Raw genomic sequence first — 24,862 nt, 5'->3', positions numbered from 1 at the left:
AGAGGTGGCGATGGACGGGACGGACGACCGGCTGGCGCCGGTGCTGCGGCCGGTGCGCGCCGGCAACGGCTTCGAGGAGGCGCTGGAGCAGATACTCCAGATCGTCCGGCTCGGCCTGGTCCCGCAGGGCGAACGGCTGCCCGCGGAACGGGAGTTGGCCGAGCGGCTGCAGATCAGCCGGGTCACCCTGCGCGAGGTGCTCAAGGTGCTCCAGGACGAGGGTTTGGTGGAGAGCCGGCGCGGCCGGTACGGCGGCACGTTCGTCCGGGTGCGCACCGAGAACCACGGCGAGGCCGAGCTGCGCCGCCGGATCGAGAAGATCGACGTCGAGGACACCCTGCGGTTCCGGGAGGTGCTGGAGGTGGGCGCGGCCGGGCTGTGCGCGGCCCACGGGCTGGCCGAGGAGCAGGCCGGACGGCTGCGCGAGGCGCTGGCCGCGACGCAGGACGCGCCGCTCGCCGACTACCGCCGGCGCGACACCCTCTTCCACCTCACCCTCGCCGAGCTGTCCGGCTCGCCGTCGCTGGCCGCGCAGTACGCCGCCGTCCGGGCGACCGTCAACGACCTGCTGGACTGCATCCCGCTGCTGGTGCGCAATCTGGAGCATTCGCAGACCCAGCACGCGGCGCTGGTGGAGGCCGTGCTGGAGGGGGACGCGGACGGGGCGCGCGAGGTGATGCGGGAGCACTGCTGCGGGACCGCGGCGCTGCTGCGCGGCTTCCTCGCGGGGGGTTTGCGCCACTCGTGAGGTTCTCGAAACCCGCCCGTTACGAGATTTTCCCGCCGGGGTCTTGCGCTCAGCCGACCTGAAGACAAAGGTATCGCCCCATACCTTTATTGCGGGGCTGGTAGCGGTTCGCCGACGGCCGTACCCGCCGCGGATCATCGAGGCCCTCGGAGGCGTGGTGTCCATCAACGAGCACGCGACGAACGCAGACCAGGAACAGCAACCCCCTCAGCGCTCCAGCGACGAACAGCGCCTCCACGAGCTCGGTTACGCCCAGGAGCTGGCCCGCTCGATGTCGGCGTTCTCGAACTTCGCCGTCTCTTTCACGATCATCTCGGTCCTCTCCGGCTGTCTGACGCTGTACGGCTTCGGCATGAACACGGGCGGGCCCGCCCTGATCACCTGGGGCTGGCCGCTGGTCGGCCTCATGACGCTGTTCGTGGGCCTGGCGATGGCCGAGGTCTGTTCCAGCTACCCGACGGCGGGCGGCCTGTACTACTGGGCGGCGAAGCTGGCCCCCTCGCACGGCCCGGCGTGGTCCTGGTTCACCGGCTGGTTCAACTTCCTCGGCCAGGTCGCGGTGACCGCGGGCGTCGACTTCGGTGCCGCGTCCTTCACGAACGCACTGCTGGACCTGCAATTCGGATTCGCCGCCACCCCGGCGCACACGATCATGCTGTTCGGCATCGTGCTGCTGGTCCACGGCCTGCTCAACACCTTCGGCGTGAAGCTGGCGTCCTTCCTCAGCAACGTCAGCGTGTGGTGGCACATCCTCGGCGTACTGGTCATCGTGGGCGCCCTGGTCGTGGTGCCCTCGAAGCACCAGTCCGCCTCCTTCGTCTTCACCCACTTCACCAACAACACCGGCTGGCACTCCAGCCTCTACGTCGGACTGCTGGGGCTGCTGCTCGCGCAGTACACCTTCACCGGGTACGACGCCTCGGCGCACATGACCGAGGAGACGCACGACGCGGCCAAGGCCGGCCCCCGCGGCATCGTGATGTCGATCCTGGTCTCCCTGGTCGCCGGCTGGGTGCTGCTGGTCGGCATCACCTTCGCCATCCAGGACTACGACGGTGCGCTGGCCAGCAAGACCGGTGTGCCCCCGGCGCAGATCTTCATCGACGCGCTGGGCGCCACCGGCGGCAAGCTGCTCCTCCTGATCGCCATCGGCGCCCAGTTCTTCTGCGGCATGTCGTCGGTCACCGCCAACTCGCGCATGATCTACGCCTTCTCGCGGGACGGCGCGCTGCCCGGCTCGCGGCTGTGGCACCGCATCAACAAGCGGACGAAGACCCCGACCAACGCGGTGTGGCTGGCCGCCGGCGGCGCCTTCGTGCTGGGGCTGCCGTACCTGTGGAACGCCACGGCGTACGCGGCCGTCACCTCGATCGCCGTGATCGGCCTCTACATCGCCTACGTCCTGCCGGTCATCCTCCGCCTGCTGCAGGGCGACCGCTTCCAGCGCGGGCCCTGGCACCTGGGCCGCTGGAGCAAGCCCGTCGGCGTCATCGCCGTCGGCTGGACGGTGGTCATCTCCGTCCTCTTCATGCTCCCGACCACCAGCCCGGTGACGGCGGAGAACTTCAACTACACCCCGCTGGCCGTCCTCCTGGTGCTCGGCTTCGCCGGTACCTGGTGGCTGGTGTCGGCCCGCAAGTGGTTCACCGGCCCGAAGGTCCAGGGCACGGCGGAGGAACTGGCCGCCATCGAGCACGAACTGGAATTCTGACGAACGAGCCGGCCCGCACCAGCACCCATCGGAGGATTCGTGTCCCAGCCCCTCATCGGCATCAGCACCTACCAGCAGGAGGCCAGCTGGGGGGTGTGGACGCTGCCGGCCGCACTGGTGCCCACCGGGTACCCGCGGCTGGTGCAGCGCTCGGGCGGGCTGGCCGCGCTGCTGCCGCCGGGCGATCCGGCGACCGCGGCCGCGGCGGTGGCCCGGCTGGACGGACTGGTGATCGCCGGCGGTGCGGACGTGCAGCCGGCGCGGTACGGCGCGGAGCCCGACCCGCGCACCGGGCCGCCCTCGCTCGACCGGGACGCCTGGGAACTGGCCCTGATCGAGGCGGCGTTGGCGGCCGGGAAGCCGCTGCTGGGGATCTGCCGCGGGCTGCAGCTGCTGAACGTGGCGCTGGGCGGCACGCTCGTCCAGCACCTCGACGGGCACGCCGGGCCGCCCGGGGTCTTCGACAAGCACGAGATCACGCCGGTCCCCGGCACGCTGCTGGCCCGGGCACTGCCCGAGCCGGTCTCCGTGCCGACCTACCACCACCAGGCCGTGGACCGGCTCGGGCGCGGGCTGCTGGTCTCGGCGCACGCGGCGGACGGCACCGTGGAGGCGCTGGAGCTGCCGGACGGGCCGGGCTTCGCGCTGGCGGTGCAGTGGCACCCCGAGGCGGGGGACGACCCGCGTGTCATGGACGCCTTGGTGGCGGCGGCACGCGGGACGTCCCCCCGGGAGTGACCGGCCGCGTCAGACCTCCCTGGTCCCGCAAGCGGCGGGGATCCAGCCGGTGTTGCCCCGGAACGTGATCTTGAGCCAGTCGTTGCCCGAGCGGCCGCAGAGGCTGTAGCTCTGACCCGTGCCCCGGCCGGTGATGCAGGTGGTCGCGCCCTTGGTGAAGAGCCCCACGGCGGTGCTGTTCAGCTTCCGCTCCTTGCGGATCTTCACGTTCTCCTGGCCCTGCGCGTTGACGCACGCGACCCGTGCGGTGGCGGCGGGCGCCTCCCCGGGCGTGGCGGCGGTGGCGATACCGCTGGTCAGTGCGGTGCCGAGCGCGGCCATGGCGATGACGGCGGGAGCCGTCAGCTTCAGCCTCATGTGTCCCCCTCAAGATCGATGAAGCGTTCGCACAGATTATCGATGCGGAAAGTCGTCCGCCACCCCGACCAGGAGGACCCGGGTGCCGGAAGTCAGCGCGCGCCAGCGGTGGGTGACCCCGCCGGAGCAGTAGAGGGTGTCACCGGGGCCGAGTTCATAGGCCTCGCCGGCCGCCTCGGCCTCCACCGCACCCTCGACGACGTACATCAACTCGTCGTGCGGGTGCCGGAATTCGCGCTGCCAGTCGTGCCGGCCGGTGAACTCCAGGGCGTGCAGCTGCTGCCGGCCGCGGACCAGCGGGCGCACCCGGCCCGGACCGCCGGCCCCGCGCTCGCCGCCGCCCGCTTCGACGCCGCCCCCCTCGTCGCCGCCCCCCTCGTCGCCGGCCTCGGGCACCGCCGCGGAGCCGGCCCGGACCACGTCGACGGTGCGCGGGCCGTCGGCGGCGGCCAGCAGCCGCACCGCGGTGGTGTCCAGCGCGTCGGCGATCAGCTGCAGCGAGCGCATGCTGGGGCGGGCCCGGTCGTTCTCGACCTGGCTGAGGAAGGGCGCCGACAGCCCCGTCCGGCGGGCGAGTTCGGCCAGCGTCAGCTCGCGGGCCCGGCGCCGCCGCCGTACCCCCGCCCCGACCCGCGGCGCCTCCGTACCGCCCTGCCCGCCGTCCGTCGGCCCGCCCATCCGCCACTCCTTATTGCCGCGTTCACAGCCCTGCAACAGGCCGCCCCTAGCGTCTACGCTGTTTGATCCCATCAAACAAAGTTTGACAAGGGGAATTTCTTCATGACCACGGTCGATCAAAACACACGCCGCCGCCGCGGCACCGGCCTGATCGCGCTCGACGCCCGTGCCGCCCACGACGGCTACACCCTCTACGCCCCGCTGACCGGCGGCGGGGAGGTGCTGCTCATCGATCTGCACGGCACCGTGGTGCACCGCTGGCGGCTGCCGCACCGCCCGGGACGGCACGCCCGCCTCCTGCCGAACGGCAACCTCGCCTACAACGCCACCCTGCCGGACCAGGACGCGCTGTTCCCGATGTGGCACAAGTACCGCGGCGGGCTGATGCAGGAGATCGCCCCGGACGGCACCGTGCTGCGGGAGTTCACCGACCCGCTGCAGCACCACGACGCCCACCACCACGGCGACGGACGGATCCTGTACACCGCGCTCGAACCGCTCACCGGCGACCGGGCCGCGGCGGTGCGCGGCGGCGTCCCCGGCTCCGGACCGGGCGGCACGGTGTGGGCCGACACCATCCGGGAGGTCGACGCCGAGGGCCGGCTGCTGTGGTCCTGGCGGGTCGCCGACCACCTCGACCGGGACGCGTACGCACTGCACCCGGACTACTCGCGCGAACACTGGCCGCTGATCAACTCGGTGTACCCGCTCGCCGACGGGAACGTCCTCGCCAGCCTGCGCAGCGTCTCCGCGGTCGTGGTGATCAGCCGCGCGACGGGCGAGATCCTCTGGCGCACCGCACCCGGTCTGGTCTCCCAGCAGCACCACCCCACCGAGCTGCCGAACGGCAACTTCCTGATCTTCGACAACGGCGTCTTCCGCCCCGGGTGGGACGTCCCGTTCTCCCGGGTCATCGAGGTGGAACGGGCGACCGGGAAGATCGTGTGGGAGTACCACGACCCGGCCCGGGAGGCGTTCTTCGCGCCGTTCATGGGCAGCGCCCAGCGGCTGCCGAACGGCAACACCCTGATCACCGACTCGCCCGCCGGCCGGCTCTTCGAGGTGACCGCCGAGGGCCTGCTGTGCTGGAGTACGTGGTCCCGGAGTTCGGCAGCTACCGCGAGCCGGAGGTCGGCGCGCTCTTCCCGTCACAGAACAACGCGGTCTTCCGCGCCTACCGCTACGACGCCGGCCAACTGCCCTGGCTGAAGCGGCGGGTGTGAACGATGGCCGCCTCCGCACCGCCCGCCGTCGACGAACGGCTGCCGCTGGTCCGGCTGCTGCCGCTGGCCGCCCAGCACGTCCTGGCGATGATCGCGGCCCCGGTCTCCACGGTCTTCCTGCTCGCGACCGGTCTGCGGCTGCCCGCCGACCGCACCGCCGCGCTGCTCAGCGCCACCCTGCTGCTGTGCGGGGCCGGCGCGCTGCTGCAGTCCTTCGGCGTGCTGCGGACCGGGGCCCGGCTGCCGTTCGTGATGCTGCCGGGCGGCGCGGCGGCCGCCCTCTTCCTCCGGACCGCGCAGGAGCACGGCGCGGCCACCGCGTCCGGCTCGGTCCTCCTGGCGGCCGCGCTGCTGCTGGCCGTACTGCCGCTGTACGGGCGGATCGTACGGTTCTTCCCGCCGCTGGTGATGGGCGCGACGGTGCTGGTCATCGGCGTCAACATGATCGACGTGGCGGCGCCGATGGCGGCCGGCGGCACCGGGCTCGCGGTGGTCACGATCGCCGCCACCGCCCTCGGCTTCCTGCTGCTGCGCGGGGTGTGGCGCCAGCTCTCGGTGCTGCTCGGAATGGCCGTGGGGACCCTGACCGCCGTCCTGACCGGGGCGCCGTTCCACCACGTGCCAGGCGGCGGCGTACTGGCCCTGCCCCGCCTCTTCCCGTACGGCGCCCCGCACTTCGACCTGCTCGCCGCCCTGCCGCTGATGGTCTTCGCGCTCGCCTCGCTGGCCGAGGCGACCGGGCAGACCGTCCTCAACAGCGAGGCGGTGGGCCGTACGCCCGACCCGGCGCGGGACGTCCCGCGCACCGCCCGCGCGGACGCGGTGACCTCCCTGGGGGCCGGGCTGCTCGGCGGGACCGTGATGGTGACCAGCGCCGAGAACATCGGGATCGTCCAACTCACCGGCGTCCGCAGCCGGTTCGTGACGGCCGGGGCGGGCGGGCTGCTGGTCCTGTGCGGGCTGTGCGCGCCGGTGGCCCGGCTGCTGGCGGCGCTGCCCACGCCCGTGGTCGGCGGCGCGTCCCTGGTGATCTACGCGGTCATCGCGGCCATGGGCATCGGCCTGCTGCGCCGCACCGACCTCACCGACCGGGGCGCCACCACCGTCGTCGCGCTGACCCTGCTGGCCGGGCTGCTGCCCGTGCTGGCCCCGGAGTGGTACCGGCCGCTGCCCGGCTGGGTCCGGACGCTCTTCGGCAGCGGGGTGCCGGCCGCCGCCCTGACCGCGGTCGTGCTGTCCGCGCTGTTCGCCCGGTGGGGACCGGACCGGCGGCGCCCGGCTCAGGACGCGCCGCGGGTCAGCCCCAGCAGCTGACGGGCCGGGCCGGCGGGCCGCTGCCCGGTCGGCCACACCGCCCGCAGATCACGGCCGAGCCGCAGGTCGCGCACCGGGACCGCCACCAGCCGGCGGGCGGTGAGCTCCTCGCCGACCGCCAGCTCGCTGACCACCGACGGCGCCGCCTCGCTGACCACGGCGGCCTTCAGGGCGGTGGTCGAGGCGAGTTCGAGCAGCGGCTCGGCCAGCCCGCCGTGCCCGGCAAGCGCGGCGTCCAGCACCTGGCGAGTGCCCGAGCCGCGCTCCCGGAGGATCAGCGGGGTCGCGGCCAGCTCGGCGGCGGTCAGTCCGCCGCGCCGCCGGGTCCACGGATGGGACGGCGCGGCGACGACCACCAGCCGGTCGTGCCCGATGACCGCGCCGTCCAGCCCGGCCGGGATGTCCAGTCCCTCGACGAACCCCAGGTCCGCCTCGCCCGCCAGCAGCCGCTCGGCCACCACCGTGGAGTTGCCCGTCAGCAGCGACACCGCGGTGCCGGGCAACTCGGCGCGCAGCGCGATCAGCCAGCCCGGCAGCAGGTACTCGGCGATCGTCATGCTCGCCGCGACCCGCAGCCGGGAGTCGCGCCGGCCGCGCAGCGCCTGGGCCCCCGCGTCGAACGCCTCGGCCGCCTCGACGACCCGGCGCGCCCAGTCCGTCACCAGCACCCCGGCCTCGGTCAGCCGCGAGCCGCGCGGCGACCGCTCGACCAGCGCCACGCCCAACTGCCGCTCCATCGACCGGATCCGGCTGCTCGCCGCGGGCTGGCTGATGCCACGGGCCCGGGCGGCCCGCCCGAGGCTCCCCAGCCGGGCGACCGCGAGCAGCAGCTCCAGCGCGCCGAGGTCCGGCACCCGGTGCGCCAGCGAGACGGCCGGGACGTCACCCGTCCCGGCCCCGGAACCGGCCGCCATGTCACTCATCGCTCCCCCTGCTCATAACCCCAGCTTATGCCCTCATAGACACGACGTCCCTGGTGGCGGCCGCGGCGGCCCCCGACGCTTCTTCCATGGCAACCCTCGCGCACGCACCTTCCCGCCCCGCCGCCCCACCCCGCCCCTCGGAGCCGGTCCGACGCTCGGGCCCGTTCCGTCATCTCGGCCCGAACTGGTACGCCACGGTGATGGGCACGGCGATCGTCGCCAACGCCGGCGTGGCCCTGCCGCTCGCCGGAACGGGGCTGCGCGTCGCCTGCCGGTTCGTCTGGGCGCTGTCGGCCCTGCTGCTGGTCACCCTGCTGGCCGCCGCGCGGTCCACTGGCTCCGCCACACCGACCAGGCCCGCCGGCATCTCCTCGACCCGGCCGTGGCGCCGTTCTACGGGTGCCTGTCGATGGCCCTGCTGGCGGTGGGCGGCGGCACGCTGACGGTGGGCCGGGACGTCCTCGGCGGGCCGGCCGCGCTCGCCGCCGACGCCGTGCTGTGGAGCCTGGGCACCCTCGTCGGGGTGGCCGGGGCCGCCGCGATCCCGTACCTGATGGTGACCCGCCACCGCATCGAGCCGGGCAGTGCCACCCCGGTCTGGCTGCTGCCGCTGGTGGCGCCGATGGTCTCGGCGGCCCTCGGCCCGGGGCTGCTGCCCCATCTGCCGGCCGGCCAGTGGCAGCGGGCGATGCTGGTGGCCTGCTACGCGCTGTTCGGGATGTCGCTGCTGGCGACGCTGCTGGTGCTGCCGCTCGTGGTGTCCCGGCTGATCCACCACGGACCGCTGCCGCTCGCCCTCACCCCCACGCTGTTCCTCGTGCTCGGCCCGCTCGGCCAGTCCACCACCGCCACCGGCAACCTGGCCGACGTGGCGCCGGGCGTCGTCGACGCGCCGACCGCCCATGCGATGGGCGCCTTCGCGGTCCTGTACGGGATCCCGGTGACGGGCTTCGCCCTGCTGTGGCTGGCGCTGGCGAGCGCGCTGGTGGTCCGCGCGGTGCGCAACGGCATGCCGTTCGCGATGACCTGGTGGGGCTTCACCTTCCCGCTCGGCACCTGCGTCACCGGGGCGGCGGGCCTGGCCCGGCACACCGGGCTGACCGCCTTCAGCTGGCTGGCCGTGGCGCTCTACGTCGTCCTGGTGGCCGCGGTCGCGGTGGCCGCCGTCCGCACCGCGAGCGGCCTGGCCCGCGGCCGGCTGCTCACGCCCCCGCCGCCGGCCCGGTAGCCCGCGCCGCCGGACGGCTCAGTGCGCCCCGGCCAGCGCGGTCGCCAGGGCCGCCGGGGCGGTCACCAACGACGGGCCGTACCAGGTGAGATCCCGCCCGCTGACCAGCGCGGCGGGCAGCCCGGGGAACGCCTCGGGCCCGTCGTCGGCGGTGAAGCGGTACGGCTCGTCGGGCAGCACGACGAGGTCGGCGGCGGCGGCGTTGAGCGCGTCGAGGGCGATCCGCGGATAGCGGTCGGGGTGGCCGGCGTAGCGGTTCCGTACGCCGAGGCGGGCCAGGAGGTCGCCGGCGAAGGTGTCCCGGCCCAGCACCATCCAGGGCCGTCGCCAGATGGGCACCACGGCGATCCGCTCCCCCACCGGGCGGGCCGGGTCCCGCCAGGCGGCCTCGGCGGCGTCCAGCCACCCGGGCCGGGCCAGTCCGCAGCCGGTGACCAGCACCCGGTGCAGCTCCCGGAAACCCTGCTCCAGCGTCCGTACCTCGGTGACCAGGACGTCCAGCCCGGCGGCGCGCAGGGCGGCCAGATCGGCCGGGCGGTTCTCCTCCTCGTTGGCGAGCACCAGGTCGGGCGCCAGCGCGGCGATCCGGGCGGTGTCGGGGTTCTTGGTGCCGCCGATCCGCACCACGTCGAGGTCCGCCGGACGGCTGCACCAGTCGGTCGCCCCGAGCAGCCCGGGCGCGCTGACGGCCACGGCTTCGGTGAGGGACGGCACCAGGGACACCACACGACGGGTCATGCGCCCAGGCTAGGGGGCGGCGGGGTGCGCGCCGCGGGTGGACCGGCTAACGGCGGACGCTGCGCCGCAGCAGGTACGCCGCGCCCCCGGCGAGCAGCAGCAGGGCCAGGCCGCCCGCCGCCTGGGTCGCCGTCAGCCCCTCGACCCGCCCGGCCCGTACGGTCACCAGCTCGGTGAACCGCTCGCCGCCCGGCGTGCATTCGATGGTCACCCGGTAGCGCCCCGGGGCCGCGCCGTCGGCGACCCTGGCGTGACCGGTCAGCCCGTCCGCGCCCGGCCGCAGCGCCACCGGCCCGAACAGCTTCGAGGCGGCCCGGGCGCCGTGCACCGCGCCGCACTCCTGCTCGTCGCTGATCCGCACCCGCTGCCCGGCCACCATCGGGTCCGGGTCGACCTCGGCCGCGGCGGCCGGCGCGGCGACGCCCAGGCCGGCGGCGCCGATCAGTGCGGCGGCGGCGATGTGCGCAGGGTTCACGTCCCCAGCGAACCATCCGGCACCGGGGTCCGCGACGCATCCGCCGCCGGTCAGGTGAACCGGACACGTCGCGGGCCCCGCCGCCCGGCGACTGCCGGGGGACGGGGCCCGCTGCGGAGTGGGGAGAAGACCCGCCTACTTCACCGGCGCCATCTTGTCCACGATTCCCGGGTGGTCGTCGATCCACTTCTCGACGCCCTTGTTCTCATTTCCCTTGCCGGCGTCCTGGATGTCCTTCTCCAGGCTGCCGAGTTCCTCGGGGCTCATCTTCCAGTTCTTCAGCCAGCCGGCGAACTCCGGGAATTTCTTCGGGAAGCTCTTGTTGCCCAGCGTCTTGATCTGGTTGTTCGCTCCCCAGGTGCCCTTCGGGTCGGCGAGCTTGGTCAGGTGGTACTTGCTGTACGCCCAGTGCGGCGACCACAGCACCACCGCGATCGGCTCGTGCTTGTGGTAGGCGCGGTCCAGCTCGGCGAGCATGGCGCTGGTACCGGCCGAGGTGACGTCGAAGTCCTGCAGCCCGTACGCCGGTGCCACGGTGTCCTTGAGCCGCTTCATCTCACCCGTGCCGGGCTCGATCCCGATGATCTTGCCCTTGAATTCGTCCTTGTGCGCGCGCAGGTCGTCGAGGGTTTTCACGCCCTTGACGTACGACGGCACGGCGATTTCCAGGGACGTCTTGTCGTACCAGGGGCCGACGTCGACGAGATCCTTCTTGTACTTGTCCCAGTACTGCTTCTGCGCCACCGGCAGCCAGCCGTCCGTCTCCACATCGATCTGCCCCGTGGACAGTCCGGTCCACATCGGCCCGATGTCGAGGTTGCGGATGTTCGGGTGGTAGCCGCGCTTCTCCAGGATGTTCTTCCAGAGGAACGTGGTGGCGATGCCCTCGTCCCACGCCGGGTAACCGATGTTGGGCGCCTTGCCCGCGTCCTTGCCCTTGGCGTAGGTGGCGTGGGCGGACGGCGCGATCTTCTCGACCAGGCCCGGGTTCTTCTTCAGCCAGCTGCGCACGCCGTCCTGCTCATGGCCCTCGCCGGCGTTCTTGACGTCGTTCTCCAGGCTGGTGAGCTGCTTCTCGTCCAGGTGGAAGTTCTTCATCCACTTGGCGACCTCGGGCTCGTCCTTGGCGAAGCCCTTGCGGCCCAGCAGGTGCAGGCTGTCACCGGAGCCGAACGATCCCTTGGGGTCCTTCAGCTTGGTGAGCGGGTATTTGTTGTACGCCCAGTGCGGCGACCAGAGCGTGACCGCGATCGGCTTCTTCTGGTGGATGGAGCGGTCCAGCTCGCTGAGCATCGACGCGGTGCTGGACTCCTGGACCTTGTACTCACCGCTCAGGCCGTAGTCCTTGAGGACCTTGTCCTTGAGGATCTTCATCTCGCCGGCGCCGGGCTCGATGCCGGTGATCTTGCCGCCGAACTCGCCGGCCTTGCCCTTGAGGTCGTCCAGGGTCTTGACGCCCTTGACGTACGAGGGCACCGCGATCTCCAGCGACGTCTTGTCGTACCAGGCGCCGAGGTCCTCCAGCTGGTCCTTGTACTTCTTCCAGTACGAGGCGTGGGTGGTCGGCAGCCAGGCGTTGGTCTGCACGTCGATGTCCCCGCGGGCCTGCCCGGCGAACAGCGGACCGGCCTCCAGGGCCTGGACCTTGGGCTTGTAGCCGCGCTCCTCCAGGATCTCCTTCCAGAGGTACGTGGTGGCCTTGCCCTCGTCCCAGTTGACGTAACCGAGGCTGATCGGGCGGCCGTTGCCGCCGCCCTGGCCGGCGTTCTTGCCGAACATGCCCATCCCGCCGGCGATCAGCGCGAGCACGACCACGCCGACCACGGCCACGGACGTGGCGGGCCGCCACTGGAGGAACTTCAGGCTGCCCAGCGACGCCTGGGCCTTGGCCAGCGCCCGCCGGCCGAGCGGGGAGACCCGCTGGTTGAGGGCGCCGGTCATCCGGTCCAGGTACATGGCGAGGATGACCACCGCGAGGCCGGCCTCGGCGCCCAGCGCCACGTTGACCGAGCTGATCGCGTTGTAGACGGACGCACCGAGACCGCCGCCGCCGACCATGCCGGCGATGACCACCATGGACAGCGCCAGCATGATGACCTGGTTGATGCCGGCCATGATGGTGGGCAGCGCGAGCGGCAGCTGGACGCGGAAGAGGGTGCGCCGCGGGTGGGTGCCGAACGCCTCGGCGGCCTCGACCAGTTCCTCGTCGACCTGCCGGATGCCCAGCTCGGTCATGCGGACCGCGGGCGGCATGGAGAAGACGATGGTGGCGACGATGCCGGGGACGACACCGAGGCCGAAGAAGAGGATGCCGGGGATCAGGTAGACCATCGCCGGCATGGTCCTGCATCAGGTCCAGGACCGGGCGCAGCGCCCCGCCGACCACCCGGCTGCGGGCCGCCAGATGCCGAGCGGCACCGCGACCACGACGGTGATCAGGCAGGCCACCAGGACCAGCGAGAGCGATTCGACGGTCGGGCCCCACTGTTCGACCGAGTCGATCAGGGCGAACCCGAGGAAGGTGAGCACGGCGGCCGGCAGTCCGCGCAGCCACCAGGCGAGCACCGCGAAGATGCGGCCAGCAGCAGCGGTTCGGGCCCGGCGAGGACCGTGTGGATCGCGTCGTAGAGGCCGTTCAGCACCTTCGTGATGAGGGTGAAGAGCCAGTCGAGGTGGTCGCGCAGCCAGTTGACGGCGTCATTGGCCCAGCTGCCTATCTGGATCCTAGGCACCGGCGATCACCTTGCCCTCGGCGTCGCCGTCACCGGGTTCGTCGTCACCCGTCTCCGCGGCGGTCTTCGTCGTCTCCACAGTGGTCCTGGTCGATTCCGCGGTGGGCTCCGCCGTCTTCGCGAGGGTCTTCACCGCGGGCTGGGCGGGGACGCCGGGAGCCGCCGCCGGCTCCTGCTCCGCGCCCTGTTCGGCGGGCTCGCCGAGCACCGCGAGCAGCCGCTCGGCCGGTACGGCACCGACCACGGCGCCCTTGGCGTCGGTCACGCCACGGGCACACTGCTGGCCGAGCACGGGGTGAACAGCTCCACCAGCGGGGTGTCGACGTCCACGGTGGCGGGCGCCGCGGCACGGAACTCCGCGGCCGTACCGAGCGTGCCGCCCTCCGGCGTGCTGCCGCCGAGCACCGTGCCGACCTCGGCCATCACCGCGCCGGCGGTCAGCACCCGGCTGCGGTCCACGTCCTGGATGAAGGACGCGACGTAGTCGTTGGCGGGGCGCACGAGGATGTCCTCGGCGCTGCCGGTCTGCACGATCCGGCCGTCCCGCATCACCGCGATCCGGTCGCCGAGGCGCATCGCCTCGTTGAGGTCGTGGGTGATGAAGACGATGGTCTTCTTCAGGGTCTTCTGCAGTTCCAGCAGCTGGTCCTGCATGTCGCGGCGGATCAGCGGGTCCAGCGCGCTGAACGACTCGTCCATCAGCAGCAGATCGGCGTCGGTGGCCAGCGCCCGGGCCAGGCCCACGCGCTGCTGCATACCGCCGGACAGCTCGTCGGGCCAGGACTTCTCCCAGCCCTTGAGGCCGGTGAGTTCCAGTGCCTCGGTGGCCCGCCGCTCGCGCTCGGCGCGCGGCACGCCCTGGACCTCCAGCCCGTAGGCGGCGTTCTCCAGGACGCTGCGGTGCGGGAAGAGCGCGAAGTGCTGGAAGACCATGGAGATCTTCCGGGAGCGGACCGCGCGCAGCTCCTTGTCGCTGAGGGAGGTGAGGTCCTGGCCGTCGATCCGCACGCTTCCGGCGGTCGGCTCCAGCAGGCCGTTGAGCATGCGCAGCAGCGTGGACTTGCCGGACCCGGACAGACCCATGACGACGAAGATCTGCCCCTCGTCCACCTCGATCGACGCGTCGATCACGGCGGCGGTGGTGCCTTCGGCCCGCAATTCGTCCCGGCTCGCGCCGGCTTCGAGTCGGCGTACCGCGTCCTCGGGTCGTCTGCCGAACACCTTGTACAGGTGCTCGGCTTGCAGCCTGGACACATATACCTCTCTTGTCGCACGAGAAACGACCTGCCACCCCGCCGGCAGGTCGTGGTGCGGGACGGGTTCGGCCCGTCGTTAACCGATGGAAATGTTGAATCTCCACCGGGTCCGCTCCGGCTGCGCGTCTGCCCGTCTTTATGCGGCGCAAACACATCGGTGTGCCAGATCACATCGCGGCGACGATTGAGGCATACGGCATCATGCGGGGTGTGACTCGACGCCTGATGCTCCTCGACACCGCCTCGCTGTACTTCCGCGCCTATTTCGGGGTACCGGAATCGGTCAGGGCCCCGGACGGCACGCCGGTGAACGCGGTGCGCGGTCTGCTGGACTTCATCGCCCGGCTCGTCCAGGACCACCACCCCGACGACCTGGCCGCCTGCATGGACTTCGACTGGCGTCCGCAGTGGCGGGTCGACCTGATCCCCTCCTACAAGGCGCACCGGGTCGCCGAGGAGGCCCCGGCCGGCTCCGCCGAGCCCGACGAGGAGCAGGTCCCCGACACCCTCTCCCCCCAGGTCCCCATCATCGAGGACGTGCTGGACGCGCTCGGCATCGCCCGGATCGGCGCGGCCGGCTACGAGGCCGACGACATCATCGGCACGCTGGCGGCGCGGGCGGCGGGCCCGGTGGACATCGTCACCGGCGACCGGGACCTCTACCAGCTCGTCGACGACCGGCGCGGCATCCGCGTCCTGTACCCCTCAAGGGCGTCGGCACCCTCCAGGTCACCGACGAGGCGTGGCTGCGCGAGAAGTACGGCGTGGACGGCCCGGGGTACGCCGATCTGGCGCTGCTGCGCGGCGACCCCAGCGACGGCCTGCCCGGCGTCCCGGGGATCGGCGAGAAGACCGCGGCGAAGCTGCTGGCCACCTACGGCGACCTCGCCGGGATCATGGCCGCCGCGGAGGACCCCGCCTCGAAGGTGACCCCGGCACAGCGCGCCCGCCTGCTGGAGGCCCGCCCGTACGTCGCGGTCGCCCCGAAGGTGATCAAGGTGGCCGCCGACGTGCCCGTCCCGGACACGGACCTCGCGCTGCCGGCGGAGCCGGCCGATCCCGAGCGCCTGGAGGCGCTGGCCGCGCAGTGGGGCCTGGGCGGCGCCCTGCACCGGCTGCTCGTCACCCTCCGACGGTGAACTACTGTTAGGTTAGGTATACCTAACAAGGCGGGTCCGTTCCTCCGGGCCCGCCGTCCACCACCGCGTCAGGGGAGATTGCCGTGGCAGAGACACGTCCGTCCCGCAAGAAGCCCGCACTGCACCGCGCCCGGGTGCGGCGCACCGAGCAGCTCACCCCGCACATGGTCCGGGTGGTGCTGGACGGCGCGGGACTGGCGGAGTTCGCCGCCGGCGAGTACTCCGACCACTACGTCAAGCTGGTCTTCCCGCTCCCCGGCGTGGACTACCCGGAGCCGTTCGACATGGCGCAGATCCGCGCCGAGTTCCCGCGCGACCGCTGGCCCCGGACCCGTACGTACACCGTGCGCGCCTGGGATGCGGAGAGCCGCGAACTGACCGTGGACTTCGTGGTGCACGGCGACGAGGGCCTGGCGGGCCCCTGGGCGGCCGCCGCGCGGCCGGGCGACGAGATCTTCCTGCTCGGGCCCGGCGGCGCCTACGCCCCGGACCCGGCCGCCGACTGGCACCTCCTGGCCGGCGACGAGAGCGCGCTGCCGGCCATCGCGGCGTCCCTGGCGCGGATCCCGGACGGCACCCCGGTGCATGCGTTCATCGAGGTCGCCGGGCCCGAGGAGCGCCAGGAGCTGACCGTTCCGGCCGGTGCGCGGATCACCTGGCTGCACCGCGGCGACGCCCCGGTCGGCCGCCAACTGGTCGCCGCGGTACGGGACCTGGCGTTCCCGGCCGGCCGGGTCCAGGCGTTCGTGCACGGCGAGGCGGGCTTCGTGAAGGAGCTGCGCCGGCTGCTCCGCGTCGAACGCCAGGTCCCGCGCGAGGACCTGTCCATCTCCGGCTACTGGCGCAGCGGCCACGACGAGGACGGCTGGCAGGCGTCCAAGCGCGACTGGAACCAGCAGGTCGAGGCGGAGCAGGAGACCGCGCCCGCGGCCGCCTCCTGACGCCGCGTCAGCCTTCCGGGAAAGCCCCCCCCCCGCCCCACCGGCGGGCCCGCGACCGGGCGTCCGCCACCGGACCCCTCCGCCCCGGGCCCGCCGGCCGCCCCTCAGACCGCCTCCCCGCCCTCGTACCTGCGGGCCGAGGCGTCCACATGCGCCAGCCGGCGCAGCGCGCTCAGGACCGCGTCCCCGACCACGGTCCCCACCACCACGCTCTCCACCAGGCGGTCGACCTCCGCATTGCGCCCCACCCACTCCAGATCGGCGTCGGCCACCCGCTCGCAGGCGTCGGCGTAGCCTTCGAGGAGCTCCGCGAAGTCACCGTGCCCGAGGCCCTGGAGGGTGGCCAGCGCGACCGCCAGCGCCTCGACGGACGGGTTCTGCGGGGCGACCCGCCAGCCGCGCCGGCGGATCAGCTCCTCGACCGTGCGCCGCGCCTCCTCGATGCCGTCCGGTGCGGCGGCCTGCGGCGGGGCGATCGCCTCCTGTGCCGCGCCGAGGACCTTGTGCACCGGCTCCTCGGGTGAGTCGACGGCGGCCAGCACCTCCCGCACGGCCGCGACGGACAGCCCGCCGACGTCCATCAGCCCCCGGATCAGCCGCAGTCTGCGGACGTGACCGTCGTCGTAACGGGCCTGATTGGGGCTGGTCAGCCGGCCCGCGGGCAGCAGTCCCTCGCGGACGTAGTACTTGATCGTCGGCACCGCGACCCCGGTCGCCCGACTCAGCTCCCCGATACGCATCCGCACCCGCCGCCTTTCCCGCGCCGGAGCCCCGCCCCGCCGCCCTGTGCCCGGGCCCCCGCACGCCCGGCCTTGCCAATTCCGCCCCCATCATAGATAGTCCAGCTATCAGATAGCGGAAAGCGCCACTATCCATTCTGTGGTTGCCGCAAGGACCACGCCCGGGCACCCGAGCGCCTGGGCACCCGTGCGCCCGCGCACCGTTGCCATCCCTGGGGGACCCATGTCCAGATACCGTTCACTGCTCGCCTTCTCCTGGGCGATGGCCGCGCTCGCGGTCGTCACCGCGGTCGGCCTGATCGTCGACGACCGGGTCGTGCTCGGGGCGCCGGTCTGGTTCAAGCCGTTCAAGTTCGCGGTGTCGTTCGCCGCGTACGGGCTGACGCTGGCCTGGATGCTCTCCCGGCGCCCCGCGCCCGGCCGGCTGGGCGACCGGGCGGCCCATGTGGTCGTGGTGTCCGGGCTGATCGAGATGGCCGTCATCACCGGCCAGGCCCTGCGCGGCCGGCGCAGCCACTTCAACGTCGAAACCCCGCTGGACCGGGGCCTGTTCATCGTGATGGGGCTGACCATCGTGGCCCTGTGGACCGCCACCCTCGTCATCGCGGTCCTGCTCTTCCGGGCCCGGCTCGGCGACCGGGCCGCCACCTGGGCGATCCGCCTCGGCCTGCTGATCGCGCTGGCCGGACTCGCGCTCGGCGGGCTGATGCTGATGCCCACCCCGGAGCAGCAGGCCGACGGGCTGCGCACCGCCGTCGGCGCACACAGCGTCGGCGTCCCCGACGGCGGTCCGGCCATGCCGGTGACCGGCTGGAACAGCACCGGCGGCGATCTGCGTATCCCGCACTTCATCGGCATGCACGCCCTCCAGGCGCTGCCGCTCTTCCTCTACGGGATCGAGGCGCTGGCCGGACGGTTCGCCCGGCTGCGGGACGCTCGGGTGCGGCTGCGGCTGGTCCTGGTCGCGGCCGGCTTCCTCACCGGGCTGCTGGCCCTGGTCACCTGGCAGGCCCTGCGCGGCCAGGCCCTCGTCCACCCGGACGCCGCGACACTCACCGCGCTCACCTCCCTCGCGGCGGCCACCGCCCTCGCGACGTACGCGGCACTCCGCCGCCGCACCCCAACCCCGGCCCCCGCCCTCACCGCCCCTCCCCCACTACCGCCCCCACCCTCACCACGGAGTCCCCCGCATGACCCCAGCACCCTCTTCGATCTGGCCTTCCTCCTCGCCGCGCCGTTCTGGGCACTGCTGATCCTGGCTCCCGGCCGGCGCTGGACCGACCGGATCGCCGCCTCGCCACTCCCCATGGTCCCGGTCCTGGTGGTCTACCTCGCCCTGGCCGTCCCGGTGTTCCCGCACCTCTGGGCCGCCGTCAGCCACCCCGACCTCACCGGCTTCCAGGACCTGCTGCGCCTCGGCGGCGGGGCCGGGGCGATCTGGGCCCAGGTGATCGCCTGGGACCTGTTCCTCGGCCAATGGATGTACCGCGAGGCCCGCACCCTGCGCCTCCACCCCCTCCTGATGGGCCCCCTGCTCCTCCTGACCGTCCTCCTCTCCCCGATCGGCGTGCTGCTCTTCCTCGCGATACGGGCGACGGTGCGGCGGAGGAAGGCCGACGGTGGCGTGGCGGTCCGGGCCGCCGCACCGCACAGCTGATGCCCCCAGGGCCGGGCCGACGGCACCCCGCACGGAAGAATGCCGCCATGGACCGGACCGACCGCGCGACAGCCACCGTCCTCGGGTCAGCCGTGGGGGACGCCCTGGGCGCCCCCTTCGAGTTCGGGGAGCCGGGCGCGTACACCGCCCGGTTTCCCGACGGGCGCGGCGAGATGCACGCGGGCGGCGGCTGGGAGCGGGGGGAGGCCACCGGGCGCGGCATCTCGACACGGAGGGGTACGACGGCTTCGACTGGATCTACGTCGCCCGGCCGGCGGACTGAACACCGCCCCCACAGCGGGCCCAACCCCCCTTGCCCGCGCGGCATTTGGTTGACGGTGCAGATATCCGTCTGTTCCACTGACCCCATGCGTCCTCTCACGCGGCTGGTCACCCGCGACCACATCGACTTCGGTCGGGTGTGGTCCGCCTCCTGTTGCCGCTGACTTCTCCGTGGCGCGGACCTTCCCTCCGCGATTCCCGGCGCCCCGGCGCGCCCGCCCTACGAGAAGACGAGGCCCTACCCATGCCTGTCGAGTTCCTCGGCATTGCCGCGACCAACGACGGTTCCGAAGTCACCCCCCGCTCCGGTGCGTCCTTCGACAAGGACTACACCCTCAAGCTCGCCCGCGCCCACGAGGAGTACGGCTGGGACCGGGTGCTGTTCGCCTACGGTTCCGGCTCCCCCGACCCCTCCCCGGCCGCCGCCTACGTCGCCGCCCGTACCGACACCCTGCAGATCCTGGTGGCGCACCGCCCCAACGTCTCGTACCCGACCTTCGCCGCGAAGACGTTCGCCACGCTCGACCGGATCAGCGACGGCCGGCTCGCGGTGCACTTCATCACCGGCGGTAACGACCACGAGCAGCGGCGCGAGGGCGACACGCTGACCAAGGACGAGCGCTACGACCGCACCCGGGAGTACATCCGCATCGTCAAGAAGATCTGGACCAGCCACGAACCCTTCGACCACGCGGGCACCCACTACCGCTTCCACGACTTCGTCTCCGACACCTTCCCCCTCCAACAGCCGCACCCACAGGTGTCGTTCGGGGGCTCCTCACCGGCGGCGTACGCGGCGGGCGGCGCCGAGGCGGACATCTACTGCCTGTGGGGCGAGCCGCTGGCGCAGACCGCCGAGCAGATCGCCTCGGTGCAGGCGGCGGCCCGGGCGGCCGGCCGCAGTGACGTCCCCAGGATCCAGGTCGCCTTCCGGCCGATCATCGCGCCCACCGAGGAACTGGCCTGGGAGAAGGCGCACCGCACCCTGGACCGGATCAAGGCGCGCAAGGCGGGCGGCGCGCTCAGCCGCCGCCACCCGCTGACCGGCCCGCAGAACGCCGGCTCCCAGCGGCTGCTGGCGGTGGCCGCGGAGGGCGAGCGGCACGACCGGGCGCTGTGGACGCCGACCGCGGCCGAGACCGGCGGCGCGGGGAACTCCACCGCCCTGGTCGGTACGCCGGAGACCGTCGCCCAGGCGCTGCTCGACTACTACGACCTGGGGGTGGACATCCTCTCCGCACGCGGCTACGACCTGCTCGACGACGCCATCGACTTCGGCCGGTACGTCATCCCGCTGGTGCGCGAGGAGGTCGCCAAGCGCGACGCCGAGCGGGCGGCGACGGGCGCACGGCAGGCCTCGTAACCCCGGCGGACCGGCGCACGACGACGGCGCCGCGCCCCCCAGCGAAGGGGGCGCGGCGCCGTTGTCCGTACGGGCCGTCAGCCGACCGAGGAGTACGCGACCACGCCGCGCAGCACACCGTCCATGGCCCGGCGGGCGTTCTTCGCCACCGAGCTGCCGGCCGGGGCGGCGGCCGCGATCTGGCCGAGGATGTCGACCAGTTGCTTGCACCAGCGGACGAAGTCACCGGCGGGCATCTCCGCCTCCCGGAGCACCTCGTCCAGGCCGAAACCGGCCGCCCAGCGATAGGCGGCCCAGGCGAAGCCGAGGTCCGGTTCGCGCTGGCCGACGCCCTCCGCCTGGTTGATCCGGTGGTCCTCCTCCAGGGCGTCCAGCCGGCCCCAGATGCGGACCATCTCGCCCAGCGCGTCCCGTGCCTTGCCGGCCGGCAGCTTGGGCGCCACCGCGTCGTCCGCCTGCCGGGCCTCGTACACCAACGCGGAGGCACAGGCGGCGAGTTCGGCCGGGCCGAGGTCCTCCCAGACGCCGTCCCGCAGGCACTCGCTGGCCAGCAGGTCCAGCTCGCCGTAGAGCCGGGCGAGCCGGCGGCCCTCGTCGGTGACCTCGTCGCCTTCGAGGTAGCCCAGCTCGGTCAGCAGCGCACAGATCCGGTCGAAGGTGCGGGCGATGGTGTTCGTCCGGCCCTCGATGCGGAGCTCCAGCTGGCGGGTGTCCCGCTTGAGGCGGTGGTAGCGCTCCGCCCAGCGCGCGTGGTCCTCGCGCTCGTCACAGCCGTGGCAGGGATGCGCACGGATGTCGCTGCGCAGCCGGGAGATCTCACGGTCGTCGACCGCCGCGGACCGCGGCTTGCGGTGGCGCGACGGCACGATGTGCCCGGCCTTCGTGCGCAGCGCGGACGCCAGATCGCGGCGGGACTGCGGGCTGCGGGCGTTGAACGACTTGGGGATCCGCATCCGGTCCAGCGCCGTCACCGGCACCGGGAAGTCGATCGAGCCGAGCCGCTTGACCTGCCGCTCGGCGGTCAGCACCAGCGGCCGCGGGCCGTCCTGCGAGTCGAAGCCGCGGTGGCCGTTGGTCCGGCCCGACGGCATACCCGGGTCGAGGACCAGCGCCAGGCCGGCGTACTTGCCGGTCGGCACATGGATCACATCGCCCGGCTTCAGCTTCTCCAGGGCCGCCGCGGCCGCCACCCGGCGCTGCGCGGCACCCTGCTTGGCCAGCTCCGTCTCACGGTCCTTCAACTCCCGCCGCAGCCGTGAGTACTCCTCGAAGTCGCCGAGGTGGCAGGTCATCGAGGCGCGGTAGCCGTCCAGGCCCTCCTCGTTGCGCTGCACCTGCCGGGAGATGCCGACCACCGACTTGTCGGCCTGGAACTGCGCGAACGACATCTCCAGCAGCTCGCGCGAACGGTGCCGGCCGAACTGCGAGACGAGGTTGACCGCCATGTTGTACGACGGCTTGAACGACGACCGCAGCGGGTACGTCCGGGTGCCGGCGAGCCCGGCCAGCGCGGCCGGGTTCATCCCGCGCTGCCACAGCACCACCGCATGGCCCTCGATGTCGATGCCGCGGCGCCCGGCCCGTCCGGTCAACTGGGTGTACTCGCCGGGGGTGATGTCGGCGTGCTGCTCGCCGTTCCACTTCACGAGCTTCTCCAACACCACCGAACGGGCCGGCATGTTGATGCCCAGTGCCAGGGTCTCGGTGGCGAAGACGGCCTTCACCAGGCCCTTGACGAAGAGTTCCTCGACGACCTCCTTGAAGGTCGGCAGCATGCCGGCGTGGTGCGCCGCGATGCCCCGCTCCAGGCCCTCCAGCCACTCGTAATAGCCCAGCACATGGAGGTCGTCGTCCGGGATCCCGGCCGTCCGGGCCTCCACTATGCGGCGGACCTGCTCCCGGCCCTCCGCGTCGTTGAGCCGCAGCCCCGAATACAGGCACTGCTGGACGGCGGCCTCGCAGCCGGCCCGGCTGAAGATGAACGTGATCGCGGGCAGCAGGCCCTCGTTGTCGAGGCGGTCGATGACCTCGGGCCGGCTCGGCGTCCAGATCCGCGCCCGCTGCCGCCGCTCGCGCTCGCGGTCCGCCTCCCGCATCGTGCGGGCCCGGCGCTTGTCCCGGCCGAAGGTCGGCCGGCTGTTCTCCATCCGTGCGAGTCGTTCGAGGTCGGGATTGACCTCCCGGCGGCCGCCGTTGCCGCCGTCCCGCTCCTCGAAGAGGTCGTATATCCGGCGGCCGGCGAGGACGTGCTGCCACAGCGGGACCGGGCGGTGCTCGGAGACGATCACGGCGGTGTCGCCACGCACCGTGTCGAGCCAGTCACCGAACTCCTCGGCGTTGGAGACCGTCGCGGACAGCGAGACCAGCGTCACCGATTCGGGCAGGTGGATGATCACCTCTTCCCAGACGGCGCCGCGGAAGCGGTCGGAGAGGTAGTGCACCTCGTCCATGACCACGTAGGCGAGGCCGATCAGCGACTGGGAGCCGGCGTAGAGCATGTTCCGCAGGACCTCGGTGGTCATCACGATCACCGGCGCCTCGGAGTTGACGCTGTTGTCGCCGGTCAGCAGGCCGACCTTCGCCGCGCCGTACCGCTTGACCAGGTCCTGGTACTTCTGGTTGGACAGTGCCTTGATCGGCGTGGTGTAGAAGCATTTGCGGCCCTGCTCCAGGGCCAGGTGGACGGCGAATTCGCCGACGATCGTCTTGCCGGATCCGGTGGGGGCGGCGACCAGCACGCCCTGACCGGCCTCCAGGGCCTGGCAGGCGTCGACCTGGAACGGGTCCAGCTCGAAGTCGTAGAGCTCCCGGAAACCGGTGAGTGCGGTGGCCTGCTCGGCCGCCCGGAGCTTGGCGGCGGCATAGCGCTCAGCAGGGGACATGTCCTCGGTCATCGTGCTTACGAGCCTACCGGCCACCTCTGACAACGACCCGATCTTTATGTGCGGCCTTTACCGAGCGGGGGCCCGGCCGGGCACGTTCCCGGCATGCGAAACGGCCCCGGCTCGCACGAGCCCGGGGCCGTCACGGCAGGTGAGGGGCCGTCACCTCACGTCACGTCGTCGTAACCACCGCGCCGCGGCCCGGAGCCGTCGTCCGGTTCACCGCTCGCCTGCTCCGGCAGCATCCGCCCCGAGGGCACCGACTCGATCTCCCCGACGTCCGACGGCGTCAGGTCCAGCCGGGACGCCTCGTCGTCGCTCAGCCCCGCGTCCGGGTTGCCCAGCCGGCGGCGGCGGTCGTTGAAGAGGCAGATGCCGGCGGCGCCGAAGTACAGCACCACGATCGGGGCGGCCAGCAGGCTCATGGTCAGCGGGTCACCGGTCGGGGTGGCGATGGCCGCGAAGATCGTGATGCCGAGGACCATGAACCGCCACCAGCTCATGATCCGTCGCCCGGTGACCACCCCGCCGAAGTTGAGCAGCACCAGCAGCAGCGGAAGCTCGAAGGCGAGGCCGAAGACCACGATCATGCGCGTGACGATGTCGAAGAACTCGTCGGCCGGGAAGAGGTTGGCCCAGTCGTCCGGCGTCAGCCCGACCAGGGCACCCGCCGTGGTCGGCAGCACCGCGTAGGCGAGGTAGGCACCGGCCAGGAAGAGCGGTACGCCGGCGCCGACGAAGCTCAGCGCGTACTTCTTCTCGTGCCGGTGCAGGCCCGGCGCGAGGAAGGCCCAGAGCTGGTAGAGCCAGATCGGGCTGGCGCCGACGACGCCCACCGTGAGGGACAGCTTGAGCAGGATGGTGAACGGCGCCAGCAGACCGTTGGCGGTGACCTCGGCACACGGATGCGTCCGCGGAGCGGTCACGCTGCCGCGCCCGCAGCCGACCGCGTCGATGACCGGCCCCGTGATGAAGTGGGCGATGGCGTCGTACTGCCACATCGCGACGACGGTGACCACACCGATCGCCAGCACCGATTTCAGCAGCCGGTTGCGCAGCTCACGCAGATGCGCCGCGAGGGGCATCCGTCCCTCGGGGTCCTTCTCCTGCTTGCGGGCAGACTTGAGCAACCCACTTCCTCGTCTCGTGCATCAGCCGTTGCCGACCGGTTCGGTACGACTGGATCGTCCGTCGGGGGGCGGTGCGGGTCAGCCCTGCTTGGTCGTGTGGTTCGGCTCGGCGACCGGCCGCGAGCTGCTCACATCGCCGGGGGCGGCCTGGATCGTACGGGGCGCCTGCTGGGCGGCGTCGGTGGACGCCTCGGACGAGGTGGCCGCGGCACCGTCCGCCTCGCCGTCCTTCTTCATCGCCTTGGCCTCACTCTTGAGGATCCGCGCGGACTTGCCGAGCGAGCGCGCCATGTCCGGGAGCTTCTTCGCGCCGAACAGCAGCACGATAACGACGAGGATCAGAATGATCTCGGGGGCCCTCAGGTTGCTGAGCATGTGCGACTACCTTCTCGCCGGGGCGGCGTCTGCTGTGGTGCCTGCCGATGGGGTCGGACTGGCGTCCTGGTGCTCGATCGATCGTAACGTTCGGTGGTGAACGTCCGGCAATCCCCGTGCAACCTCCGGATTGCCACGACCGCCGCGCTCTTCGAACCGCGGGGGAAGCCTACCTCTCCGCCCTGCCGTGCAGGAGGGCGCCGGCGTCCCGGGCGACGTCCGGGCGCCGGGC

At 72.5% G+C, this 24,862-nt stretch carries 18 protein-coding genes and 5 pseudogenes; 12 read left to right on the top strand and 11 right to left on the bottom strand.

Annotation, left to right across the window (positions count from 1 at the left end; genetic code table 11):
* The first annotated feature begins 10 nt into the window (after positions 1-10).
* The 3 genes from OJ254_RS20400 (at position 11) to OJ254_RS20390 (ending at position 3,197) form a co-directional block, all read left to right on the top strand.
* Positions 11-748 (top strand): FadR/GntR family transcriptional regulator, encoded by a 738-nt coding sequence (locus OJ254_RS20400; protein WP_265363473.1) that lies wholly within the window; start codon positions 11-13, stop codon positions 746-748.
* Between the two features lie 271 nt (positions 749-1,019).
* Positions 1,020-2,459 carry an amino acid permease gene (locus OJ254_RS20395; RefSeq protein ID WP_265365242.1) on the top strand — a complete coding sequence of 480 codons (1,440 nt, stop codon included), beginning with the start codon at positions 1,020-1,022 and terminating at the stop codon, positions 2,457-2,459.
* Between the two features lie 39 nt (positions 2,460-2,498).
* Entirely contained in the window at positions 2,499-3,197 is a 699-nt protein-coding gene (locus OJ254_RS20390; protein WP_265363472.1) for a gamma-glutamyl-gamma-aminobutyrate hydrolase family protein, read from the top strand.
* 9 nt (positions 3,198-3,206) lie between these two features.
* On the opposite strand, the gene OJ254_RS20385 is transcribed toward OJ254_RS20390, so the two are convergent.
* Together OJ254_RS20385 and OJ254_RS20380 are read right to left on the bottom strand one after the other, a co-directional pair.
* Positions 3,207-3,554 carry an SH3 domain-containing protein gene (locus OJ254_RS20385; protein WP_265363471.1) on the bottom strand — a complete coding sequence of 116 codons (348 nt, stop codon included), beginning with the start codon at positions 3,552-3,554 and terminating at the stop codon, positions 3,207-3,209.
* A 36-nt stretch (positions 3,555-3,590) separates the two neighbouring features.
* Positions 3,591-4,232: a helix-turn-helix domain-containing protein gene (locus OJ254_RS20380; protein WP_265363470.1), complete on the bottom strand. Its 642-nt coding sequence runs from the start codon at positions 4,230-4,232 to the stop codon at positions 3,591-3,593.
* Positions 4,233-4,334: 102 nt separating this feature from the next.
* On the opposite strand from OJ254_RS20380, the gene OJ254_RS20375 reads away from it, so the two are divergent.
* A complete protein-coding gene (locus OJ254_RS20375; RefSeq protein WP_265363469.1) occupies positions 4,335-5,441 on the top strand; it encodes an aryl-sulfate sulfotransferase in 1,107 nt (368 codons plus the stop codon).
* Between the two features lie 17 nt (positions 5,442-5,458).
* Positions 5,459-6,769, top strand: a complete 1,311-nt coding sequence (locus tag OJ254_RS20370; protein ID WP_265363468.1) for a uracil-xanthine permease family protein — start codon at positions 5,459-5,461, stop codon at positions 6,767-6,769.
* Here OJ254_RS20370 and OJ254_RS20365 read toward each other — a convergent pair.
* The gene (locus tag OJ254_RS20365) at positions 6,736-7,683 is read right to left on the bottom strand and encodes a LysR family transcriptional regulator (protein WP_423836028.1); all 948 of its coding nucleotides are present in this window, start codon (positions 7,681-7,683) and stop codon (positions 6,736-6,738) included. The genes OJ254_RS20370 and OJ254_RS20365 overlap by 34 nt on opposite strands.
* A 95-nt stretch (positions 7,684-7,778) precedes the next feature.
* On the opposite strand from OJ254_RS20365, the pseudogene OJ254_RS20360 reads away from it, so the two are divergent.
* Positions 7,779-8,920: pseudogene (locus OJ254_RS20360) on the top strand (TDT family transporter).
* Between the two features lie 18 nt (positions 8,921-8,938).
* Here the strand turns inward: OJ254_RS20360 and OJ254_RS20355 are convergent.
* The 4 genes and pseudogenes from OJ254_RS20355 to OJ254_RS20335 all read right to left on the bottom strand — a co-directional run bounded on the left by OJ254_RS20355 (position 8,939) and on the right by OJ254_RS20335 (position 14,119).
* Positions 8,939-9,658 (bottom strand): helical backbone metal receptor, encoded by a 720-nt coding sequence (locus OJ254_RS20355; RefSeq protein WP_265363466.1) that lies wholly within the window; start codon positions 9,656-9,658, stop codon positions 8,939-8,941.
* Positions 9,659-9,704: 46 nt separating this feature from the next.
* Positions 9,705-10,133 carry a hypothetical protein gene (locus tag OJ254_RS20350; RefSeq protein WP_261952458.1) on the bottom strand — a complete coding sequence of 143 codons (429 nt, stop codon included), beginning with the start codon at positions 10,131-10,133 and terminating at the stop codon, positions 9,705-9,707.
* A gap of 135 nt (positions 10,134-10,268) precedes the next feature.
* Positions 10,269-12,865 (bottom strand): annotated as a pseudogene (locus OJ254_RS20345) (ABC transporter permease/substrate binding protein).
* Positions 12,858-14,119: pseudogene (locus OJ254_RS20335) on the bottom strand (quaternary amine ABC transporter ATP-binding protein). Before OJ254_RS20335 ends, OJ254_RS20345 begins: the two co-directional pseudogenes overlap by 8 nt.
* A gap of 227 nt (positions 14,120-14,346) precedes the next feature.
* Between OJ254_RS20335 and OJ254_RS20330 the strand changes: the two are divergent.
* Both OJ254_RS20330 and OJ254_RS20325 read left to right on the top strand, forming a co-directional pair.
* A pseudogene (locus tag OJ254_RS20330) lies at positions 14,347-15,260 on the top strand (5'-3' exonuclease).
* 83 nt (positions 15,261-15,343) lie between these two features.
* Positions 15,344-16,201, top strand: a complete 858-nt coding sequence (locus OJ254_RS20325; RefSeq protein WP_265363464.1) for a siderophore-interacting protein — start codon at positions 15,344-15,346, stop codon at positions 16,199-16,201.
* A 104-nt stretch (positions 16,202-16,305) separates the two neighbouring features.
* Here OJ254_RS20325 and OJ254_RS20320 read toward each other — a convergent pair whose 3' ends face one another.
* Positions 16,306-16,941, bottom strand: coding sequence for a MerR family transcriptional regulator (locus OJ254_RS20320; RefSeq protein WP_265363463.1), 636 nt, complete (start codon positions 16,939-16,941; stop codon positions 16,306-16,308).
* Positions 16,942-17,203: 262 nt separating this feature from the next.
* Here OJ254_RS20320 and OJ254_RS20315 point away from each other — a divergent pair.
* The 4 genes and pseudogenes from OJ254_RS20315 to OJ254_RS20300 all read left to right on the top strand — a co-directional run.
* Positions 17,204-18,094: pseudogene (locus tag OJ254_RS20315) on the top strand (hypothetical protein); the annotation flags it as partial.
* 60 nt (positions 18,095-18,154) lie between these two features.
* Complete coding sequence (locus tag OJ254_RS20310; protein ID WP_265365241.1) at positions 18,155-18,598, top strand: ABA4-like family protein; 444 nt, start codon at positions 18,155-18,157, stop codon at positions 18,596-18,598.
* Positions 18,598-19,044, top strand: a complete 447-nt coding sequence (locus OJ254_RS31900; RefSeq protein WP_481005039.1) for an ADP-ribosylglycohydrolase family protein — start codon at positions 18,598-18,600, stop codon at positions 19,042-19,044. Before OJ254_RS20310 ends, OJ254_RS31900 begins: the two co-directional genes overlap by 1 nt.
* Before the next feature lie 80 nt (positions 19,045-19,124).
* Positions 19,125-20,243, top strand: coding sequence for an LLM class flavin-dependent oxidoreductase (locus OJ254_RS20300; protein ID WP_265363462.1), 1,119 nt, complete (start codon positions 19,125-19,127; stop codon positions 20,241-20,243).
* A gap of 77 nt (positions 20,244-20,320) precedes the next feature.
* Here the strand turns inward: OJ254_RS20300 and OJ254_RS20295 are convergent, their stop codons facing one another.
* The 3 genes from OJ254_RS20295 to tatA form a co-directional block, all read right to left on the bottom strand.
* A complete protein-coding gene (locus OJ254_RS20295; protein WP_265363461.1) occupies positions 20,321-23,137 on the bottom strand; it encodes a DEAD/DEAH box helicase in 2,817 nt (938 codons plus the stop codon).
* Between the two features lie 155 nt (positions 23,138-23,292).
* Entirely contained in the window at positions 23,293-24,255 is a 963-nt protein-coding gene (gene tatC, locus OJ254_RS20290; protein ID WP_265363460.1) for a twin-arginine translocase subunit TatC, read from the bottom strand.
* A gap of 78 nt (positions 24,256-24,333) precedes the next feature.
* On the bottom strand, positions 24,334-24,630 hold the full coding sequence (gene tatA, locus OJ254_RS20285) for a Sec-independent protein translocase subunit TatA (RefSeq protein ID WP_261952447.1): 297 nt from the start codon (positions 24,628-24,630) through the stop codon (positions 24,334-24,336).
* Positions 24,631-24,862 lie beyond the last annotated feature (232 nt).

Origin of the sequence: Streptomyces endophytica (assembly GCF_026153355.1) — a bacterium.
Lineage (GTDB): Bacteria > Actinomycetota > Actinomycetes > Streptomycetales > Streptomycetaceae > Streptomyces > Streptomyces endophytica.
Note: the sequence above shows the minus strand (reverse complement) of the source record. Positions and strands in the feature narration are given on the sequence as shown.

Excerpts from the sequence above, each read along its gene's own strand:
- OJ254_RS20320 (WP_265363463.1), bottom strand. The coding sequence starts at position 16,941 with ATGCGTATCGGGGAGCTGAGTCGGGCGACCGGGGTCGCGGTGCCGACG.
- OJ254_RS20400 (WP_265363473.1), top strand. The coding sequence starts at position 11 with ATGGACGGGACGGACGACCGGCTGGCGCCGGTGCTGCGGCCGGTGCGC.
- OJ254_RS20295 (WP_265363461.1), bottom strand. The coding sequence starts at position 23,137 with ATGACCGAGGACATGTCCCCTGCTGAGCGCTATGCCGCCGCCAAGCTC.
- OJ254_RS20365 (WP_423836028.1), bottom strand. The coding sequence starts at position 7,683 with ATGGCGGCCGGTTCCGGGGCCGGGACGGGTGACGTCCCGGCCGTCTCG.
- OJ254_RS20300 (WP_265363462.1), top strand. The coding sequence starts at position 19,125 with ATGCCTGTCGAGTTCCTCGGCATTGCCGCGACCAACGACGGTTCCGAA.
- OJ254_RS20380 (WP_265363470.1), bottom strand. The coding sequence starts at position 4,232 with ATGGGCGGGCCGACGGACGGCGGGCAGGGCGGTACGGAGGCGCCGCGG.
- tatA (WP_261952447.1), bottom strand. The coding sequence starts at position 24,630 with ATGCTCAGCAACCTGAGGGCCCCCGAGATCATTCTGATCCTCGTCGTT.
- OJ254_RS20375 (WP_265363469.1), top strand. The coding sequence starts at position 4,335 with ATGACCACGGTCGATCAAAACACACGCCGCCGCCGCGGCACCGGCCTG.
- OJ254_RS31900 (WP_481005039.1), top strand. The coding sequence starts at position 18,598 with ATGCCCCCAGGGCCGGGCCGACGGCACCCCGCACGGAAGAATGCCGCC.
- OJ254_RS20395 (WP_265365242.1), top strand. The coding sequence starts at position 1,020 with ATGTCGGCGTTCTCGAACTTCGCCGTCTCTTTCACGATCATCTCGGTC.
- OJ254_RS20385 (WP_265363471.1), bottom strand. The coding sequence starts at position 3,554 with ATGAGGCTGAAGCTGACGGCTCCCGCCGTCATCGCCATGGCCGCGCTC.
- OJ254_RS20370 (WP_265363468.1), top strand. The coding sequence starts at position 5,459 with ATGGCCGCCTCCGCACCGCCCGCCGTCGACGAACGGCTGCCGCTGGTC.
- OJ254_RS20355 (WP_265363466.1), bottom strand. The coding sequence starts at position 9,658 with ATGACCCGTCGTGTGGTGTCCCTGGTGCCGTCCCTCACCGAAGCCGTG.